This is a genomic window from Dapis purpurea BLCC-M126 (assembly GCF_050015975.1).
GTDB lineage: Bacteria > Cyanobacteriota > Cyanobacteriia > Cyanobacteriales > Microcoleaceae > Trichodesmium.
The window spans coordinates 1-20,227 of sequence record NZ_JBNHER010000234.1 but is presented as its reverse complement, the minus strand read 5'-3'; the positions used below and the strand labels follow the sequence as shown (position 1 = coordinate 20,227).

The window sequence follows — 20,227 nt, the reverse complement described above, 5'->3', positions numbered from 1 at the left end:
GGGCTAAAGCCCTACTACGAGCTTTCACTGATTATCCGGACACGATATTATTTCAAATCCTTGGATTTAATCAGCAAGCCCTAGGTAATAGTTTTGACTCTAGCTAAATGCCGATCATCTATTCTACTTGCAACTTCAAGCTAAAAACTCAAACGTCTCTCAATAGCATTTTGAAAGCGATCGCTCATTTCTCCCATATCTACATTAATCAAAGACACACCCTTTTTTAGTAAAATTTGCAAATTATTTTCAGCATTACCCACCAGACCAATTTTCTGCCAAAAATCAGTCAAATTTTCCTGAAGATATGATTCCCAAATCATCTGATTTTCTGGCGCAACAGAAACCAAAATTCGGCAACCACCCTCGCCAAACAAAAACTCATCCCACCTGACAAAGCAAATTTCTAAATTCTGAATTCTCAATTCTCAATTCTTACCCTTTTACAATACCGATGCTACCGGACATGATACCAATGGCTGTAACTTTAAAAAACACCCTTTTACTAAGGCTGATTTAATATCACATACTATTCAGTTATTGCAAAAAAGGGAAATAGATTTCAGTCACCATAGCCCTATCTATCATGGCTGGATCAACGATTCCATCTACACATACTGGACCAGTATTGTCTTAATTTCGTTGGTTTTGAGTTTTTTTGCTAATGTCAACAGCGGTGACACAAATCCTTCATATTCCGGTTCATCTGCCATTAACCTTTCCAACTCTCGCCGAACGCGACGAAAGTCTCCTGCTTCAGCAGCTTCATACACTGCTCGCAGTTGTTTTATAGGTGGTATTGTTATCCCTATCTCTGCCTCAGAGGTAGTTCCCTCAAGCAAATCATCCTCAGCATATTCCCACTCCAACTCTAACTCGTCGGCTAAAAGCTGGAATAGTTTTTCAGCATTAATGGGTTTGGGTAGGAACGCATTCGCTCCGGCCTTCAGAGCCAGTTCTTGGTCTGGCTTCGACACATAAGCAGAAGAGACAATAATTTTTTGAGGTTGCAGCTTTGGGCACTGCTGCACCTGCCGTAGTAGTTCGAACCCATCCATCACCGGCATAGCTAAATCGGTAATCGCTAAATCAAAGGGCTGCTGTTGCAGCTTTTCCAGTGCTTGTTGACCATCCTCCGTTTCCACCATTTCAAAGCCAATAGGGGCTAATAGATTTACTAAAACGCTGCGATTTTCCCAACGGTCATCTACTAACAACAGTCGCCGTCTCTCTCCAGTATAGCCAACAATGGTGTGGTTCTGTAGCTTAGTTGGGGGCATCTCCCACTCAGTGGCTAAGGGCACGACGATCTCAAAGCTAAATTGACTGCCTTTACCAACTTCACTTTGTACTTCAATGTCCGACCCCATCAATTGCACAATCCGATAACTGATGGCCAAGCCTAACCCTGTGCCTTCCGACTGCTTTCGGCGATCGCCTACTTGCATAAAAGCCTCAAACAGCCGTTTCAGATTTGCTGGGGCAATGCCCACTCCAGTGTCCCTCACCACAAATCCCAGGCAATGACGATCTGAATCAAGGGCAGCAGCAGCCCATACTTGCAAGGTTACGGTGCCGTGGTTAGTAAATTTAATGGCATTGCCTAATAAATTGAATAACACCTGCCGCAGTCGCTTTTCATCCACTTCAACTCCCTCGGGTAATCCTGATTCAACCTGATAGACAAATTCTAAACCTTTTTGGGCTGCACGGACTCTGGAGGCTTCCACTACCCCCTGTAAACAGGAGGCTAGATGAACTGATTTCGGAATCAGGTCGAGTTTGCCCGCTTCAATCTTGGCTAAATCTAAGATGTCATTAATCATGCCCAGCAAATGGTTGCCACATTTGTGCATAATTTGGACTTGCTCTTTTTCTTTTTCGGGTAAAGCTGGCGATCGCTTCAATACCTGTGCATAGCCGAGAATGCCATTGAGGGGGGTGCGTAACTCGTGACTCATATTGGCAAGGAATTCGCTCTTAGCTTGGTTAGCCACTTCTGCTTTTTCTTTAGCACATCTAAGCTCGACAGTTCGTTCTTCTAGTTCGGCCGTTCGCTCTTGTACTCGTTGTTCCAGTAATTCTATAGATTCCTTAAGTTGGTGTGTCATGGTATTAAAAGTACCAGCCAGTTCGCCAATTTCATTCCCATATCCGATGTCTGCACGAGCGTTTAAATTACCATCAGCAACTTGTCTGGCAATCGCTGTCAAACTCCCAATGGGAGAAGAAATAACATTTGCCATACCAAATCCCACACCAATTGCTGCAATTGTTGTCCCAAAAGCTAGGAGGAGGTTATTTCGGGTTTGAATCTTGATTGGTTCGAGAAAAACAGATTTCGGTCGTAAATAAGCAACCTTCCAAGATATGGTTTGACTACGTTCTAGCGCTCCAGCATATCTTATTTTCTTTTCTTCAGAAAGAATAGTATCAAAGTAAGGGCGATCAGGGCTAAAATTCCCAGCAAATTCATCAAATTGGGTAAGTTTAGTTGCGTTATTAGTAGAAATGGAAGCAGGCAAGCGATAAATTGCCTGTAACTCCTGAATAGTTTTGGGTTCTGGAGGAGCAAGAAATTGGAAGAGAAGTTCTTCCGGTAGGTTGCCATCATCTCTATATCCTTGCGCCAACCGTAAATTTCGATCGTCTAGCAGAATGGGAAAGGAAAAAGAACCAGCTAAATTATTATTTTCCAAGACGATATGTTGGAGTTTGGTTGCGCTATACTGACTGCGTAACACTCCAACTACTCTTCCAGTTTCGCGATCGCGAACTGACTGACTGAAATACAAGTAAGGCTGGCCATCAAGTTCAGAAAATTCTACGTTGGATACAAAAGGTTCTCCTGTTGCTAGAGTAACTTGGAAATAGTCGCGCTCTGATTCATCTTGTCCGATTTGAGAAAAGTGGGTATCAAGCAAATTCTGCCCATTGGTATCAAGAAGAGCCGAAGACACTAAAAAGATTTTATCTTTGGCAATCAAGGTATTTAGGGTGTTGAGTGCTGGATATTTCAGGTCAGGAGAAGTGTTAGGTGCAGCTTTCAAATAGGAGGCAAGGGTTTCTTGTTGCGCTTCGGTAATAATTGCCATTAAATTGGCACGAACGAACGCATCAATGGTTGCTACAGTTTGAGAAGCAGCAGCATTGAGGGATTGATTACCCGATTTGATCAAAGCCGTTCGCGTGGTTTGGTGATTCCACCAAACAAAGCCGGCAAGAGGAGTCAGAGAAATAAAGCAAAATAAGCCTAACAATTGATAGCGTAAGCTGTAATGCTTCAAGAAGTATTTGAGAGGACGAATATTTCGAGGGATAAGTTTCATTAGTCAGGGAATAGGGAATAGGGGAAAAAAATTGTTTATTTTATGTCTTACATTGATTTAATTAAAACTTTTGTAAGAGCTCGATTATAGGGTCTCTGCTGCTTGGGCTGCCGCTTGCGCCATATTGTCCAAAGTAGTTTTAATGCTCTGTTGATTGGTCATTAATTTTCCAAGTTCCACGGGAAATAGATTGAAACCAAGTTCGATCCAATTAGGAAGGTGGGGTTCGACTCCCATACGATTTTCAATAGCATCTAGAGTCACATCGAAATACTTAACAACATTAGGTTGCGCTCCAAACCCAACTCTCAATCGAGAATCTCTATAGGTGCTGCGACGAACGCCGTTGGTGTTGCTCAATATGGCTACCCTGGTCGTCGTGTCTGCGCTTGTGAGCCATTGCAGAAACACCCATGCTGCTTCTTGTTGCTTGCTATAGCGAGAGAGTAACAAACTGCTTCCCCCACAATGACTGATGCCCGGAACTTCCCCAAAAGCACATTCGCTGGGAGAACGCAGAGCAATTTCTTGGGGACATGGGACGGTTGCGACTCGTCCTGACACTTGAGACATCGGCGATGCTTCAAACCATGGAAACCACTCTCCCCAAGAGATCAACATAGCTACCCGACCTTGGCGAAAGGCTTCTGCTTCCCCATACCAGTCCCAGGTTAATGCTTCGGGAGGAGAATATTGTCGTTGAGCTAATAAATATTCCATTCCCGCGATCGCCTGTTCATCGTTAATGGCTGGCGTTCCATCCGCATGATAAAACGACCCGCCATGAGACCATAGCCAAGCAGTCATATTGCAAAGCAAGCTATTATGCCCTACCTTCCACTGTCCTGCTGTTCCATAAACTTGAGGTTTTTTTGCTTCGTTAATGACTTGTGCTGTTGCCAAGTATTCTGTCATTGTTCTCGGGACGGACAAGCCCAATTCTTCAAAAATATCTCGGCGGTAGAACATGATAAAGATAGGGATGTCATAGGGGATTGCTACCAACTGTCCTTTATAAGAAGCCATATTAGCAACCAAAGAGTGGAAAAAATCCTCAAAATTGTAGTTGGGATATTGTAGCTCACTGTTCTCTAGCAACGATTTGGGTTTGACCGCAACATTAGCAAAACGACCGACCCAATCTCGATCGCAATACATGATGTCGTAGATTCCGGTTTCTCTAGCAATGTCTTGCTCGATCCGTCCCAAAACACGTTCGAGGGGTAATAGCTCCCATTGCACTTTGATTCCCGTTAGGGGCATAAATTCTTCTTGAACTAATTCCCAAGCGACTTGGGCACTGGGTACATCTTCTGTAATTAATCGTAGAGTCCTGCCGGAAAATGTTTTACCTACATCTTTGAGAAAGTGGTAAGCATCCGTTCCGATAACGCTTGCTGATTCTAAACCGCGAGTATTTTCAAAGGATAATTTAACAGATGAAGAAGAGGAAAACCTACTACAGGCTTTGAGTGCATAAGTTGCACTCCATCCCAATGCTGCTGATCTTCCTAAACGTAGTACATCTCGTCTTTTCATTGTTAAGTCTAATTTTTAAGTGGTTAAGTAAAATTAATTGTATATCTAGTAGTTAAGTTAAGTAAATAGTAAATAGGTTATTTCAGTTATCAGTTATCAGTACCTCCGACTAAAGTCTCTGGCTTAAAATTCTGACATAAGGAGAAAAAAAAATTTCCTGAGGTAATTATTAATTATTAATTGTTAATTATTAATTATTTTGAATAGCCCCAAATTTGCAATTGATGTCTAATCCGAGCCATCAATTCAAGTATTTCAATGGGTTTAGCCACATAATCACTACCACCTACAGAAAACGCTTTCACTTTATCCCAGGCTTCATCCATAGCACTCACGAAAATCACGGGGATAAGTTTGGTCTTGGTATCTGCCTTCAGTTGTTGACAAACATCGTAGCCGTTTATATCTGGCATCTTAATATCTAGCAAAATCAGATCTGGCAATATCATATCAGCAATTCTTAATGCCTCCGAGCCACTATCTGCTTGCCATACTTCATACCCTTCTTCTTCCAATAGATCGGTCAATAAAGCTAAATTTTTCAGTTCATCATCCACCATTAGAATTTGCTTTGGCTCTGAGGCAATAGTCTGGTCACGAGTTGCCTGACTTTGCTCCTTGAGTCCAAGCATTTTCTCTTGTATCTGGCGAATTTGCAGTTGATTCTCAATACGAATGATCGCTTCTAATGTATTGAAGGGTTTAGTGATGTAGTCACTCCCACCCACAGAAAAACCTTTGACTCGATCCCAAGATCCATCTAAGGCAGTGATAAAAATAATCGGAATGCTTGTAGTTTCTCGATCCGCTTTAAGGTGCTGACAGACACTATAACCATCCATATCTGGCATATTGATATCGAACTGAACTTTTATGAATAAAATTCTATGACATTTGTTGTATATCTACACCAAAATACTTAGGTCATAAATACTTATATAAATCAATTTTTAGTTGCCAAATAATCTGTATATATCAGGGATAGACTGGATTATAAACAGATTTACATTTTGGTAATACTAGATTTATTGTCCAAATTAATCTCAGAAAAGTTCAGTTTTATTCAGGTAGAAAATTACTAACTAAAAATAACTTTTTCTGTATTGTGTTTTCCGGAGATTTCAGTGATAGTTATTTCATAAAGGGAAAGAGAACAACCTCTTCTTCATTCAAAACACAACTAACTAAATTCTAGGAGAATAGAAAAATGGGATTTTTTAAAAAAATAGGAAGCTGGTTCAAAGGAGCTGGAGAGACTATTGGTGACGGTTTTGTAGACCTTGGGAATAGTTTTAAAGACTTAGGGGAATCAGTAATTCCCCCAAAGATACCAAATGGTACCATACAAGAATCCTTTGTAAATAATAATATGAATAGAAACTTTGCCGGTTATGACATAGGTGTAAAGAATATGAACACCACATACTTTGATAACAAATATCAATTGTATAGTCAAAAAGGCAATGTCTTCGGAGAGAATTTCACCTACTACGGAGAAGTTAATGGTACTAATCAAGGTGACCAAATTCTGGGAAATGATCGACTCCTGGTCGCCGGGCAGGAAGGTAAAAATAATGCAGCATATCTGAATGCTAGCCCAGAAAAACTTAATGGTGGAGGCGGTCGCGATACCATCAGTGGTCATTCTGGAAATGACACTATCTCTGGTGGTAGCGAAGGTGACTTCCTTTTCGGTGGTGCAGGTGACGATAGCATCTCTGGTGGTAGTGGGCCTGACCTATTATCTTCAGGAGTAATAGATGCAGAATCAAACGATAAGCTAAATGGTGGTTCTGGAGCCGATACCTTCATTCTGGGCGAGGTTGCTACTGGCAGCGCCGGAGATATTAACATGAATTGGAATCAACTAGGCAAAAATATAGTTGGAGATGTCAGTGACTTATTCTTTTCATTTGCTTTGCCACAACTCAAGCTGACTAAAGAAATTGTACCGATGTTAATCAAAGCAGTCAAGGGAGTTGAGTCCACATCAGCAGAAGAACCAGATGTTGGGGCACGAGTTCGGGTAGAAGATTTTAATTTCAAAGAAGATGTTGTTATTATACCTCTGGGTAGTAGCGATGCGAGCAATATATTTGTGGACAATAAATCCAATGGTGGTAGCAACCTCACTCTAGAGAAAGACACTACTGGTAATGGTTCAGATATTTTTGCCACCATCACCTTTGACGATCCATCTAACCTTTTTAACGACTCTTCCACATCAATTGACGATAACGTTGAACAGGGTATAGAGGAAATGCTGATGCAAAATGCAATCCTCATTGATGCTAATGGTGCAACTATAGGGGCTGGAAATAATACTCAAAATCTGCAGCTCGATCCTGGTGTGCAGCAGTCTCTCCAAGACTTGGGAGGCAATAGTTTTTTGATTTTAGGTGCTTATTCAGGAACACAAGTGTTTGGAACAGGGAATTCTGACTATTTTCATGGTACCAATCATGGCGATATACTTACTGGATACCAATTAGATAATGTAGGAGGACAAAAATTTCAGCCCGAGAACGCCAAGGCAGATCAACTGTTTGGGTATGATGGTAATGATTATTTTTATGGTGGTGGTGGCAGCAATAAAATCTATGGAGGTAACGGCTCAGATACTGTATTATATGTCCATTCTCGATCAGGTATTAATGCTGATTTAAGGCCACAAAATGGCTTTATTTATGGTCAGGTAACTCATCAATTTGGTAGCGCCGCTACATCGGCTAGAACTGATGAACTGTATGATATTGAAAACATTGTTGGTAGCGATTACGATGATGTTATTGTCGGAAACGACGGTCCTAATATTTTGGCAAGTGCCAAAGGAAACGATCGGATGACTGGTAATGGTGGTGCTGATACTTTTTTATTCAGTACCGGTGATGAAAATTTCGTCAATCTGCTTAATGAAAAAAGAGATCAAAACAACCAGCTTCAGAGTTTTGACTTTGGAACAAAAATCGTTACAGACTTGAATACTGCTGAAGGAGATAAGATTCAGATAGATGCTAAAGCATATTCTGACTATTACAACACATCTGTAGGATTTGAGGCGACTCATTCTCCAACTAATAATACCCTTACTATTTCTCTTGCCGATCACAATGTTGCTATTCTAGAAAATATCTCTGAAAATCAAGTGGCAGATGCTTTAGAAAAAATTGAGTTTATTGGAGAAGAAAGCAGCACAATTGTACTTGACACCTCTATTGTTGGTACTGCCAATAATGACACTCTCAATGGTACGAATAATGACGATGAGATTGAGGGTCTTGAGGGAGATGATATTTTAACGGGTGGTGCTGGTCACGATATCATCTATGGCCAAATAGGAAATGATACTCTCAATGGCGGCGGAGGCAAGGACTCCCTGTTTGGCGAGCAGGGAGATGACCTTCTAAATGGTGGCGGAGGCAACGACTCCCTTACAGGTGGAATTGGAGCTGATACCTTTATCTTATCTGGAGGACAAGACATTATTGCCGACTTTAGTCGCGCTGAAGGAGACACGATTGAAATTGACGCGTCTGCTCACGGGATATCTAGTCCCTCGCAACTAGATTATAATGGTTCTACTAATACGCTGAGCAAGCGGGTTTTGAAACTACAGGGAGCGAATCCAGGTTGGGTCTGGGAAAGAATTGCAACTTTTGAAAACCCTGATAGCCCACTTTCTGTTGGTCTTTTTAGTAACGATCCTAATGTTTCACTGGTTTAGCTTGGTGAATAAGGGTGATTGAGCTTTCATCTCAAGTCATTACTCACAGTTCCAGGAGCTGAGTCTAAACTCTACAGTCATGTTTCTCTGTTCTAAGTTCTAACTCAAACTTTATATTAGTCAGAATTATGAAGCTTAATAACAGGTGAATCTAACAACTAGATTCATCTGCTTTCGAGTGCAGCAATATAGTGCTACGGGCAAAGCAAAAGTCTCTTTTTAGTATCTTGGGCGTGATGTGGGAGATGGGGATGGGGAGTTCTAGAAATATTTGGTAATGGCGCTCAGATAGAATATTTTCGATGCTGGTTCATAGTAATGGTATGGGAAGTATGGGGAGTGTGGGAAAAAAATGTATATTCTCACCATAGTACTTATACCAATTCACGATACTTTTAAACCATTCAAATCTGACTTTTGATATTAAATCCTTTAGCATCAATACAATTCAATAGTGTAGGAGTTTGGTCACCAAACCCTGAGTCTCGATCATACAGCGGTTTTCATTTGAATAGTAGGGACGTTGCATGCAACCTCCCTACAGGGTTATCATTTTTTTAGCGTGGTTCATTGACCTGAAAAGCTCTATATAGCTTATATTACTCAGAAACCAACGGATTTGATATGACTGCTGGTGTCGTTGGGTAAGTCTTGGAATTTACACTTAATCAAAGCAAAGATGAGAATAGTCTGTGTAGGAAGATTACCTGAATAAAACTGAACTTTACCTTACCAAAACTGAATAAAACTGAACTTTTCTGAATAAAATTCTATGACATTTGTCGTATATCTACGCCAAAATACTTAATTCATCAACACTTATATAAATCAAATTTTAGTTGCCAAATAATCTTTGTATATCAGGTATAGACTGGATTGTAAACAGATTTGCATTTTGGTAATACCAGATTTATTGTCCAAATTAATCTCAGAAAAGTTCAGTTTTATTCAGGTAGAAAATTACTAACCAAATATAACTTTTTCTGTATTGTGCTTTCCGAGAGTTTGAGTGATTATTGATATTAACAACGGAAAAAGAACAACTTCATTTTAATCTCAAGAACAAGGAGTAAAGAAAAATGGCTTATAAAGCAAAAGATGCATATTATACAAAAGTAGCTGATGAAGATGTGTATTACTACTTTCAAGATGACACTCTTCACATGAACAGTACTTTTCATGATAATAAAAACACGGAATTTGAGAGAAACAGACGTCCGGATAGTAGTGAAACCGTAAAATATAGAACCTACAGATTTGTACATGGCACAGAAAGTGGTGATACGATTTTGGGTAATGGATCAGAGCAAACAAGCTGGGGGCTTAATGTTCCTGCAAAAAAAGCCTACTATAATGGCCATGGAGGTAACGATATAATACGAAGCCGTGATGCAGCTGACACTATGGTTGGTGGTGCTGGCAACGATCGAATCTATGGTAACGCGGCTAACGACCATCTAGAGGGTAACGAGGGCAATGATTTTATCGATGGCGGTACCGGAAGCGATACCATAAGAGGCGGTGCAGGTAATGATTTCTTATTAAGTGGACGTATAGAACCTGGTGATAGTGACATACTTACGGGAGGAACAGGTAGCAACACTTTCTTATTAGGTAGCGCTGAACCACCAACAGTGAACAAGCCAAACCCTTTTGATATTGATGGTAAGGATCTAGCTCTGAGTATGGCTGGGGATATTAGCGATCTGGCTTTTACTGTATTTGGGTTGAACAAAGTGGCCAAAGAAATCGTCCCTGTCGTATTCGATATAGTCAAGTCCTTTACAAAGGCTGGCCAAGAGAAAATAGAAGCACCTGCAACAGGAGCTGCATATGCACAAATCACGGACTTTAATCCTCGAAAAGATGTTGTTATTATTCCCATAGCTGCTGAAGGACCATCCAATGTTTTTATCTCCAAGGACACCAACGGCAGCAGTGTATTGAGCTTCAAGTATGACTCAGTAGATATAGGCAGTGATATCTTTGCAACTCTTGATTTTGCCCCCGAAGAAGAGATATTTGGAGAAGGAACACAGGTACTCAATCATCAAACTGTAAAAAGTATTCAAGAGTCTTTGCAACGAAATGCCTTGTTTATTGATTCTAATGGTGTATCCATAGGACATAGTAATCTCAACAGTCTGAGTAATCCTCAGGAGCCACTGGAAAAGTTAAATATTGATACTAGCGCTCTGGAAAACTTGGGAACTAACAGATTCATGGTTCTCGGTGCTTACTCTGGTCAAGTATTCGACAATACTGATAGACTCTACCAATACGGAACTGACTTTGGTGATGTGCTTTCTGGATATAGCTTGTCTTCTAGGGGTACAATAAAACCAGATCCAGCCCAGAATTTTAATGATCAGTTGTACGGATATAATGGCGATGATATCTTCTATGGCGGTGCTGGATCTGACTTTCTTTCTGGAGGTCAAGGTTCAGATACTTCTTCTTACATACACTCTAAAGCTGCCATTAAAGTTGACTTAACTAATATTAAAGAAGAGAGAGACTTAGTGACCAACGAACTAGTTGATTCCTATGCTGAAGTAGAAAACGACGGATTCGGTGGCCAAGACAAACTCTACGATATTGAAAATATCATTGGTAGTGAATTTAATGATGAGATCGCAGGAGATGGTAAGGCTAACGTCCTCAACGGTGGCCCAGGAACTGATACTTTAACAGGTCGTGGAGGTGCTGATACCTTTTGGGTTGGTGAAGGTGATATTATCACGGATTTTGCTCTGGAAGATAAGCTAATAATCCCTGAAGAGCTTTCAAACAATGTGTCTTTTGACTATTCAAATAATAATCTCACGTTATTAAATTCCAATGGGAATGTGGATACAACTGTTGCGGTTTTGGAAAATATCTCCAGTAATCAATATCAGAATGTTCTCAATTATCTTCAATTCGATATCAATGGCCAAGGTGGAAATGACACTATGAATGGAGGAGGTAACAGTGATAGCCTCTATGGGTTCGCAGGAAATGACACTCTGAATGGACGAGGTAGCAGTGATAACCTCTATGGTGGGGTGGGAGATGACCTTCTAAATGGAGGACTTGGCAGCGATCGCCTCTATGGTGAGGAGGGAAATGACACTCTGAATGGAGGAGGTGACCGTGATAGCCTCTATGGTGGAAGTGGAGCTGATAACTTCATATTATCTGATGGAAGAGATATTATTGCCGACTTTAGTCCGATTGAAGGAGATCAGATTATAATTGACAAGGATGCTTTCGGGATTAGTAGTCTTGATGACCTCAGATACAATCGTGTGACTAAGAACCTTAGTCGGCGTCAAGGTCGTTTTATTAAAACTTGGCAACCAATTGCAAAGATTGAAGGTTTTGGCTTCTTTGGAGATAACGACGGTGGGTTTGAAATTAACAACGATAATATTTCACTGGTTTAGCTTGGTGAATAAGGGTGATTGAGCTTTCATCTCAAGTCATTACTCACAGTTCCTGGATCTTAGTCTACACTCTACAGTCATGTTTTTCTGTTCTAAGTTCTAACTCAAACTTTATATTAGTCATAATTATTAAGCTTGATAGCAGGTGAGTCTAAAAACTAGATTCATCTGCTTTTGAGTGCAGCAATATACCGCTACGGGCAAAGCAAAAGTCACTTTTGAGTATCTTGGGCGTGATGTGAGAGATGGGGAGTTCTAGAAATACTGGGAAACAGCACTCATATGGAACATTTTTTTATACCTAATTAAACGGAGGCGCTAGGCTTTATTACATGAATAGGCGATCGTAAAGTAGGGGCGGGTTCAGCCAGAAACATTGACAAAACTACAGAAATTCAATAAACCCGCCCCGAAATTGGTGTGGGTAATCATAATGTAATGGGGCGGGTTTAGCAAAATGTTTGATATCAGCACGATATTCTCCTAAAAAACCGCCCCTACACGCTGGTTAAATAAACTCGCCCCAAAAACCAGCGCTAAAAACCCAGACGTCTCTCAATAGCATTTTGAAAACGATCGCTCATTTCTCCCATCTCTAAATTAATCAAAGACACACCCTCATTCACTAAAATTTGCAAACCACTTTCAGCATTACCCACGAGACCAATTTTCTGCCAAAAATCTGCCAAATTTTCCTCAAGATACGATTCCCAAATCATCTGATTTTCCGGCGCAACAGAAACCAAAATTCGGCAACCACCCTCGCCAAACAAAAACTCATCCCATCGCAAATCAGAAACATCGGACAATTCCCAAATAATCTCAGAGCCTAACTTTCCACTAATACAACATTCCGCCAGAGCGATCGCTAAACCACCCTCAGCACTATCATGGGCAGAACGTACCCAAGCTTCTCGGATACCATAACGACAAACTGCCTGTACTCGCTTTTCCAAATCAAAATCTACTTCGCTTGGTTTACCAGCAACTACACCATGAACAGTTGCCAAATATTCAGAAGCAGCTAAAGTGCTACCCTTTAAATTCCCTATTAAATAGATAACATCACCCTCAGTTTGCCAACCTTGCCCACAAATACGAGTAATATCCGGAATTAACCCCACCATTCCCACCACTGGAGTCGGATAAATTGCTTGAGGATGACCGTCAGCATCCAAAGTCTCGTTATACAAAGACACATTTCCCCCAGTAACAGGCGTTCCTAATTCCTGACAACCTTCAGCGAGACCGCGACAACTCTCAGCCAGTTGCCAATATCCAATAGGTTTTTCAGGACTGCCAAAATTGAGATTATCTGTAACTGCCACAGGTTCAGCACCTACACAACTGAGATTTCTTGCTGCTTCTGCAACTACTGCTTTTGCACCATTATATGGATCGAGATAAACCAAACGGGAATTACAGTCTACCGTTGCAGCAACACCTGAATTTGTGATTGGGTTGTTAATATCAGAAATTTGGGGGCGTAACCGAATTACCGCAGCATCAGCACCACCAGGCAAAATTACAGTATTATTCTGTACTTGATAGTCGTATTGCTGATACACCCAATGCTTAGAAGCAATAGTTGGAGTATCCAATAAAGTCAGTAAAATATCATTCCAGGTTTGGAAGTTTCCCTCAATTTCAATACCCTGTTCCGTAGACGCTGGCAACGATGCCACATTCCACTCCCAAGCTTTTTTAGCATATTCTGGCGGTTCGCTCAATAACTCCCGATGATAAATAGGAGTATTATCTGCCAAAGCAGTAGCAGGTATTTCAGCAGCAACCTTGCCTTCAAATAAAATTCGGACAATAGGTTCCTCAATGACTGTACCTGCCACCACTGCATGAAGTTCCCAACGTTCAAAAATATCAATCAATTCTTGTTCGCGACCTTTTTCAGCAACAAATAACATCCGTTCCTGAGATTCCGAAAGCAAATATTCATAAGGAACCATCCCAGTTTCCCGATCTGGTACTTTGTCCAAGTCAAATTCAATGCCAACACCTCCATTTGCTGCCATTTCTGAAGTAGAACAGGTAATACCAGCAGCTCCCATATCTTGAGCTGCCACTACTGCTCCTGTTTTGAACGCTTCTAGACAAGCTTCGACTAGACATTTTTCCAGGAATGGATCGCCTACTTGCACGGCGGGGCGATCATCTATTGACTGGTCGCTGAGTTCGGCGCTGGCGAAACTTGCTCCACCCATACCGTCTCGACCTGTGGTGGAGCCGACGTATAAGACTGGGTTGCCGATACCGGATGCACCAGATTTAACAATTTCGGGGGTTTCCATTAATCCCAATGCCATGACGTTGACTAGGGGGTTGCCCGTGTAAGCAGGATCAAAATAAATTTCTCCACCTACGGTAGGTACTCCGAAACAGTTACCATAGTGAGAAATGCCGGAAATTACTCCGGTAAAAATGCGTTTGGTTTTGGCATCTTCTAGGGAACCGAAACGGAGGGAGTTAAGTACGGCGATGGGACGGGCACCCATTGTGAAAATGTCTCGGAGGATACCACCGACTCCGGTAGCAGCACCTTGGAATGGTTCGACAGCCGATGGGTGGTTATGGGATTCGATTTTGAAAGCGAGTTGGAGTCCGTTATCTAGGTCTACAACTCCGGCGTTTTCTCCTGGTCCGACGAGGATGCGTTTACCTGTGGTGGGAAATTGTTTGAGGAGAGGGCGAGAGTTTTTGTAGCAGCAGTGTTCTGACCACATGACCCCGAACATTCCGAGTTCTGCTTTATTGGGGTGGCGACTAAGGCGGTTGATAATTTCTTGATATTCTTCTGGTTTGATGCCTTCGGATGCTATTTCTTCTGGAGAAAAAGGAGTTTGTGACATAATTTATAATTGGAAAATTGAGTTAATTTTTTGGCAGTTTTATTATCTCATAAATTCTGTCAAACTTAGATCGATTTCATCAAATCTTGCTACAGCAAGGAAATAGGAAACCTTTTAGCATTCGGTATTTTGTTTCCCTTTTTATCACTGTAAACTACAAAATTCATTTTTATATCATGTTCGGGTAATCACTTATAATAAAGTTTTTGTTTGTAGTAGGGCTTCAGCCAAATCTACAGTTAGGGCTTCAGCCCTACTACGAGCTTTAATTAAAATAACTATTTAACCGAACATGATATTACAGCACTTTTTAGGATGGTGAGGTACACTTTAATTAATTATCTGTTGCCTGTAGCAATAGTGCCTGTTGCCTAAAGCCCTAAAAATCTTTACCTCACTAACTCCGAAACTGCTGTAATATCATGTCCGGTAGCATCGGTATTGTATAGAACCCATTTGGAGAATCAGGTACTTTTTCTTGAGCCCCTACTATTAAATAAGCTTGAGTATCAATAGCGATTTGAGATAATTTTTTGAATAGCTCTGTACCTTGATCGACATATTCAAATAGTGAATATTCTGGCCAGACTATCAATTTTACTTTGCCTGATAGTTCCTGAGATAATTGTCGATTTTCTAGGAAGTTACTTGCTTCTGTTTGAATTGCTCCTACTGGAATTTTACCTACAGTTTGAGCAGGAATTTGAGCAAAACCTCAACCATGAATTATGCCAATTATTACCATGGAAAATGCTACTGGTAATAAACGTTTATTTAGTTGAGTTTTACCGAGAAGCAAATAACAAATACAACAGTTAACCGCGATAATTAAAGCTGAAATTCCGTAAACTCCTAAAATGGAACTAAACTGTAAAAAAGGTAAATTTTTTGCCTGGGAAAAACCAGGAGTTATCCAAGCAAATTTAAGAAACCAACATTCAGAACGAAAATATTCTATGCCTATCCAAATAAAAGGAGCGGTGGTGAGAGAAGTTACTATTCCCAATCTCTGTTTAAGCAGGAATAAAGTCCATGTAAAAATAGCAGGAAATAAAGCTAAGATTGCCCAGAGAATAATTGTAAACCAGGGAAAAATATTCCACATCCAGTGCAATGTGAAACTATAAACTAAACAGCCAAAGACAAATCCGACTGTTCTAGCTTGCCAAGAGTTTTTAGCTGTTAAAGTTGCAAATAATAGAGGTATGAAAGCGACAAATGCTAGAGGGTAAATATTATAGGGAGGAAAACAAAAAGCAAATATTGCTGCGGATATTATCGGTGCTATTAGCTGTACTTGCCAATGTGAAGCTTTAATTTTTCTAGAGCTATACTCAATGAAATTTGTCGTAAATTTATTAGTCATAATCACTATTTGTAAATTAGTTATTATACCAATTACCAAAAACAAAAATAATTCTCTAGTTTGCCAATATTTCAGTTATTAACTAATAATAATGGTTTTGTAATTTTTTTAACGATTGGTTTGTATTAAACCCAGATATCTTATTTCTAAAAAACCTAATCCATACGGACGTTAATATGCAACTTCCCTACTGATATGAAGATGATATTATACCACTTTTAAAAAAGAATGCTAGAAAAAGATAGCTCTTGATCGGATATGCTGAAAAATAGCTGCTCCAATTCATTTTACATAGCTATATATATCATTTATCCCTTTTTTTCAATATTTACCCCTTATACCTTCTTTATTACTTATACCATTTGTAACAAACATTTATTAAATTTGTATTAGTTAGAATTCTAGTTTATTTTTTTGACTAAATATTTATGAGAGGGCTTGCTGATTGACTTTCAAAAGCTTTATCTGTAAATATTTTAGGCTTTTGGGAGTCAAAAAAGGTGTAATATTTTCGGTCTAAAAAGCTAAAAAAGTTAGCCTTTTAAGTAGATTAAGGATAGAAAAATAAAGGTATATTTCTTCCTCAATCTCGATACTTAAACAAAATAGAACTAAAAAATAGGCTCAAATATAGACGGAAAGATGCTTTAAGGTTAAAAAAGTATCAATCCTTAAACTGATTTTGAACCATTCTTTCTAGCAGAAAATGTCTAAGTACCACTAACTCCTCTCAATTCTCAATTCTCAATCATTCCCCACTAATATGAATTACTAATTCTCGGCAATGACTACGTTGGCGATGTTCCCAAACATAAATTCCTTGCCAAGTACCTAATACTAATCTCCCATTATTAATAGGAATTTGTTCGGAAGTATGGGTTAAAACACTGCGAATATGGGCAGGCATATCATCAGGTCCTTCTGCACTATGAATATAATGATAACCTTCTGGTACTAATTTAGAAATAAAGTTTTCTAAATCAACTAATACATCTGGGTCGGCATTTTCTTGAATTATTAAACTGGCGGAAGTATGGCGTAAAAATAGATTGCATAAACCTGTTTTTACCCCTGACTTAGCTACAGCTTCTTGCACTTTAGAAGTAATTCTGGATAAAGATTTACCAGAAGTATTAATTTGCAGTAATTGTTGATAGTGAGTCATCTTATTTTTAGTTGGCAGTATCGTAAGTCTTCAGAAATAAAACTCCGCTCTTAAGAAGTTTAAATAAATATATACTTTAAGGTCAAGGGAGTAGACTTTTGTCGTAATATTGAATTTAGCTTAATAGCTTTTATCGCACTAAAAACAATAGCTGATAGCTGATAGCTAATAGCTGAATGCTTAAACATTATCTTTATTAAGGTTCATATTTGTTGTACCCTGATTAGTCATTGTTAAATGATGGATTACAGGAATTTCAATTCCTTCTTCTTGGAAAGCTTGTTTAATCATTGTACCAAGAATTCTCTTCATATCAATGTGTCTTCCTGGTTTAACTTCTGTAGTTATATGAATTAACATTTGATAGTCATAAAATTCTTCTATTCCATCTACTACTGTGCCTTTCATTATTTCTTCTGGATACTTTTCTTGAAGCTCCTTTCCTACTCTATCTATAATTTCATAGATTTGATTAATATCACTTTGATAAGGAATTTTCAGAGTAACAACTGAATTACTATGGTGTGAGTGATTAACTACATCCTTAACATCACGATTATGGATAATGTGATGTTTATCTTCATAATTAATTCTAGTAGTTCTTAATTCTATTCCTGTCACAAAACCATAAACACCATTTATCTCTACAAAGTCTCCTACTAAGTAATAATTTTCAAACAAAATAAAGAAACCTGCAACTATATCTTCAATCAAACTTTTAGCACCCATCCCCACTGTTAAACCGAGAATACCTACACCTGCTAAAATTGGAGTCGGGTCGATATTGACAATATAAAGAATAGCAATACCTGCACCAAAGTAAAGAAAGTATTTGATAAAGCTTTGAAATAAAGGTAGAAAGGTTTGACGTCTTTGTTGAGATAAATTGCTTGAATCATTATTATCAAGTAGTAATTTTTCTAGTACAAGTTTAGCAATCTCTTCAACAACACGAGTAATAAAGATAATTCCTATTATTTGAATTAATAGCGGTCCATAAGTAGCTAATTTGGCAATAAAATCAAGTTGCTGAATTACTAAAGTAGCTGTAACAATATAGATTGCATATTCAATACATCGCTTTGCAAGAGGAATTAAATGACTGAAATTATCATAAATACGCAAGATAAAAATATTATTTTGCTCGGAATATTTATTGCTTAGAGCATCAATAGTATCAATCACGGCTGTACTTGCTTTAACAAATATTAATCCAGCTATTATAATCATATAAATTCGCAAACCTATATACAAATATTGGATTATTACTATTGGTAATTGCATAAATTGGGCAGATATAGCAATGGAAAGTAACCAGATAATCTTGTTTAAGTTATCTTTGAAAAACTTAAATAAATTTTCAATAGTTTTATCATTAGCAGTAAGTTTTTCAAAATTTTTTGCTCGCTCATTCAACCAATTTATAAACTTATCTATATATGGGATAATCCAGCTAGTTAATATTAATAAGCTCAGACTTTTGATAACTCCAATTCCTATTTCTATCCAGTAATCTGGAGAAATATTTTGAATGAGGGACTGTTTGTATTCTATTAAGTCTTTTCCTTGATAGATAAGCCATCCGTTAAATGCTGCCACTACTAAACATAATAATAGAGAACTTATAGTTATTAATATCTGCAAATTTTGGTAGATAACTTGAACATTTTGTTCTTTTGCTTTGATTGAGGAAACTTTAAGTAACTGTTTATATATCCTACTAACAAAAAATCTCATTGCCACAAAGATACATATTATGAATCCGATTTCAGCTCCAGTTACGATGAAGTCGTTCATATTCATATTCATATTCATTTTATATTTCGGGATATATTGCAATTGGAGGATTATTATCTAATTGTATAGTTAAAACTGATTAAATAGGTAGGTGCAAATAAACTTAACTATGTAACAGAATGTAAATCATTCTAAACCCTTGAAATTAATTCTTTATACTAGATTTTAGTCCCTTCCAACATATTGAAATTTAAGTATATTAATTATATTTGGTTACTTATTGTAAATAATTTACAACCGTTTGAGCGATCGCTTTACTACGATTTTTATCTAATTTTTCAGATTTATCAGGAGGTTTGAGGGGCTGAAATTAATTAAATTAGGAAATTATAGAATATTAGTATCAAATATAACAAATTACTAGTCAGGAAAAAAAGATATATTTTAATCAGGAATTTCGGCTAAAACCAAACCACCAAAAGTAAGTAAAACTATTTTTTATTTGTTTGTCTAAATGCCAAACTTTGCTTTAATTTCCTCTTGTTGATAAGGTGGAGTTCTGACAGTTAAACTAATATCTAATTTACTGGGAATATCAATTATAGTTGTCTGAAAAATTTATAGGGGTGAGAATAGGTAATATCAAATCCGCTTAATTCGGTATAAAAAAATGTTCCATCTTCAGCTATTGCTAAATCTTTCTAGATATCCTCATCTCCCCACACCCCCCACACTCCCCACACTCTTTAATCTAATTACATCGATGCTACCGGATTTGATATAATAGGCAATGGTCAATATTTTTACTGTTAATTTTTCTGCATTTTCTCGTCACATTTCTAGAAAAATACCTGTTTTTATATTTATTTAGCCATTTTATTGGAGTTTTTGATAATTTAGCAACACTTAAACCTCTGATATTGCAAAAAAAGAATTAGTTAAGAAATAGACTGATGATGAATATTAGACGGTGGAGTGTTTCTCCCACTGTTGCTTGTTGCCTTCTATATATATAGGCTGTAAATTTACCGAATTATTAATTATTAATTGTTAATTAAATAATTGTGGTTTAAAG

The 20,227-nt window shown here is 38.4% G+C and carries 11 protein-coding genes; 2 read left to right on the top strand and 9 right to left on the bottom strand.

Annotated features, from left to right (window positions below; genetic code table 11):
- Nucleotides 1-140 precede the first annotated feature (140 nt).
- From ACP6PL_RS20695 to ACP6PL_RS20680, 4 genes are all read right to left on the bottom strand, one after another.
- A complete protein-coding gene (locus ACP6PL_RS20695) occupies nucleotides 141-425 on the bottom strand; it encodes a hypothetical protein (RefSeq protein ID WP_426547163.1) in 285 nt (94 codons plus the stop codon).
- Between the two features lie 183 nt (nucleotides 426-608).
- Complete coding sequence (locus ACP6PL_RS20690) at nucleotides 609-3,329, bottom strand: ATP-binding protein (protein WP_426547162.1); 2,721 nt, start codon at nucleotides 3,327-3,329, stop codon at nucleotides 609-611.
- Nucleotides 3,330-3,413: 84 nt separating this feature from the next.
- Nucleotides 3,414-4,868, bottom strand: a complete 1,455-nt coding sequence (locus ACP6PL_RS20685; RefSeq protein WP_426547161.1) for an extracellular solute-binding protein — start codon at nucleotides 4,866-4,868, stop codon at nucleotides 3,414-3,416.
- Nucleotides 4,869-5,062: 194 nt separating this feature from the next.
- Nucleotides 5,063-5,719, bottom strand: a complete 657-nt coding sequence (locus tag ACP6PL_RS20680) for a response regulator (RefSeq protein WP_426547160.1) — start codon at nucleotides 5,717-5,719, stop codon at nucleotides 5,063-5,065.
- A gap of 356 nt (nucleotides 5,720-6,075) precedes the next feature.
- On the opposite strand from ACP6PL_RS20680, the gene ACP6PL_RS20675 reads away from it, so the two are divergent.
- Both ACP6PL_RS20675 and ACP6PL_RS20670 read left to right on the top strand, forming a co-directional pair.
- Nucleotides 6,076-8,592, top strand: a complete 2,517-nt coding sequence (locus ACP6PL_RS20675; RefSeq protein WP_426547159.1) for a calcium-binding protein — start codon at nucleotides 6,076-6,078, stop codon at nucleotides 8,590-8,592.
- 1,079 nt (nucleotides 8,593-9,671) lie between these two features.
- Nucleotides 9,672-12,020 (top strand): calcium-binding protein, encoded by a 2,349-nt coding sequence (locus ACP6PL_RS20670; RefSeq protein WP_426547158.1) that lies wholly within the window; start codon nucleotides 9,672-9,674, stop codon nucleotides 12,018-12,020.
- 536 nt (nucleotides 12,021-12,556) lie between these two features.
- On the opposite strand, the gene purL is transcribed toward ACP6PL_RS20670, so the two are convergent.
- From purL to ACP6PL_RS20645, 5 genes are all read right to left on the bottom strand, one after another.
- On the bottom strand, nucleotides 12,557-14,884 hold the full coding sequence (gene purL, locus ACP6PL_RS20665; protein WP_426547157.1) for a phosphoribosylformylglycinamidine synthase subunit PurL: 2,328 nt from the start codon (nucleotides 14,882-14,884) through the stop codon (nucleotides 12,557-12,559).
- Between the two features lie 397 nt (nucleotides 14,885-15,281).
- Nucleotides 15,282-15,479: a hypothetical protein gene (locus ACP6PL_RS20660; protein ID WP_426547156.1), complete on the bottom strand. Its 198-nt coding sequence runs from the start codon at nucleotides 15,477-15,479 to the stop codon at nucleotides 15,282-15,284.
- Between the two features lie 120 nt (nucleotides 15,480-15,599).
- Nucleotides 15,600-16,250 carry a hypothetical protein gene (locus ACP6PL_RS20655; protein ID WP_426547155.1) on the bottom strand — a complete coding sequence of 217 codons (651 nt, stop codon included), beginning with the start codon at nucleotides 16,248-16,250 and terminating at the stop codon, nucleotides 15,600-15,602.
- Nucleotides 16,251-16,998: 748 nt separating this feature from the next.
- Entirely contained in the window at nucleotides 16,999-17,415 is a 417-nt protein-coding gene (locus ACP6PL_RS20650) for a secondary thiamine-phosphate synthase enzyme YjbQ (RefSeq protein WP_426547154.1), read from the bottom strand.
- 180 nt (nucleotides 17,416-17,595) lie between these two features.
- Nucleotides 17,596-19,212, bottom strand: a complete 1,617-nt coding sequence (locus ACP6PL_RS20645; protein ID WP_426547153.1) for a mechanosensitive ion channel family protein — start codon at nucleotides 19,210-19,212, stop codon at nucleotides 17,596-17,598.
- Between the last annotated feature and the right edge of the window lie 1,015 nt (nucleotides 19,213-20,227).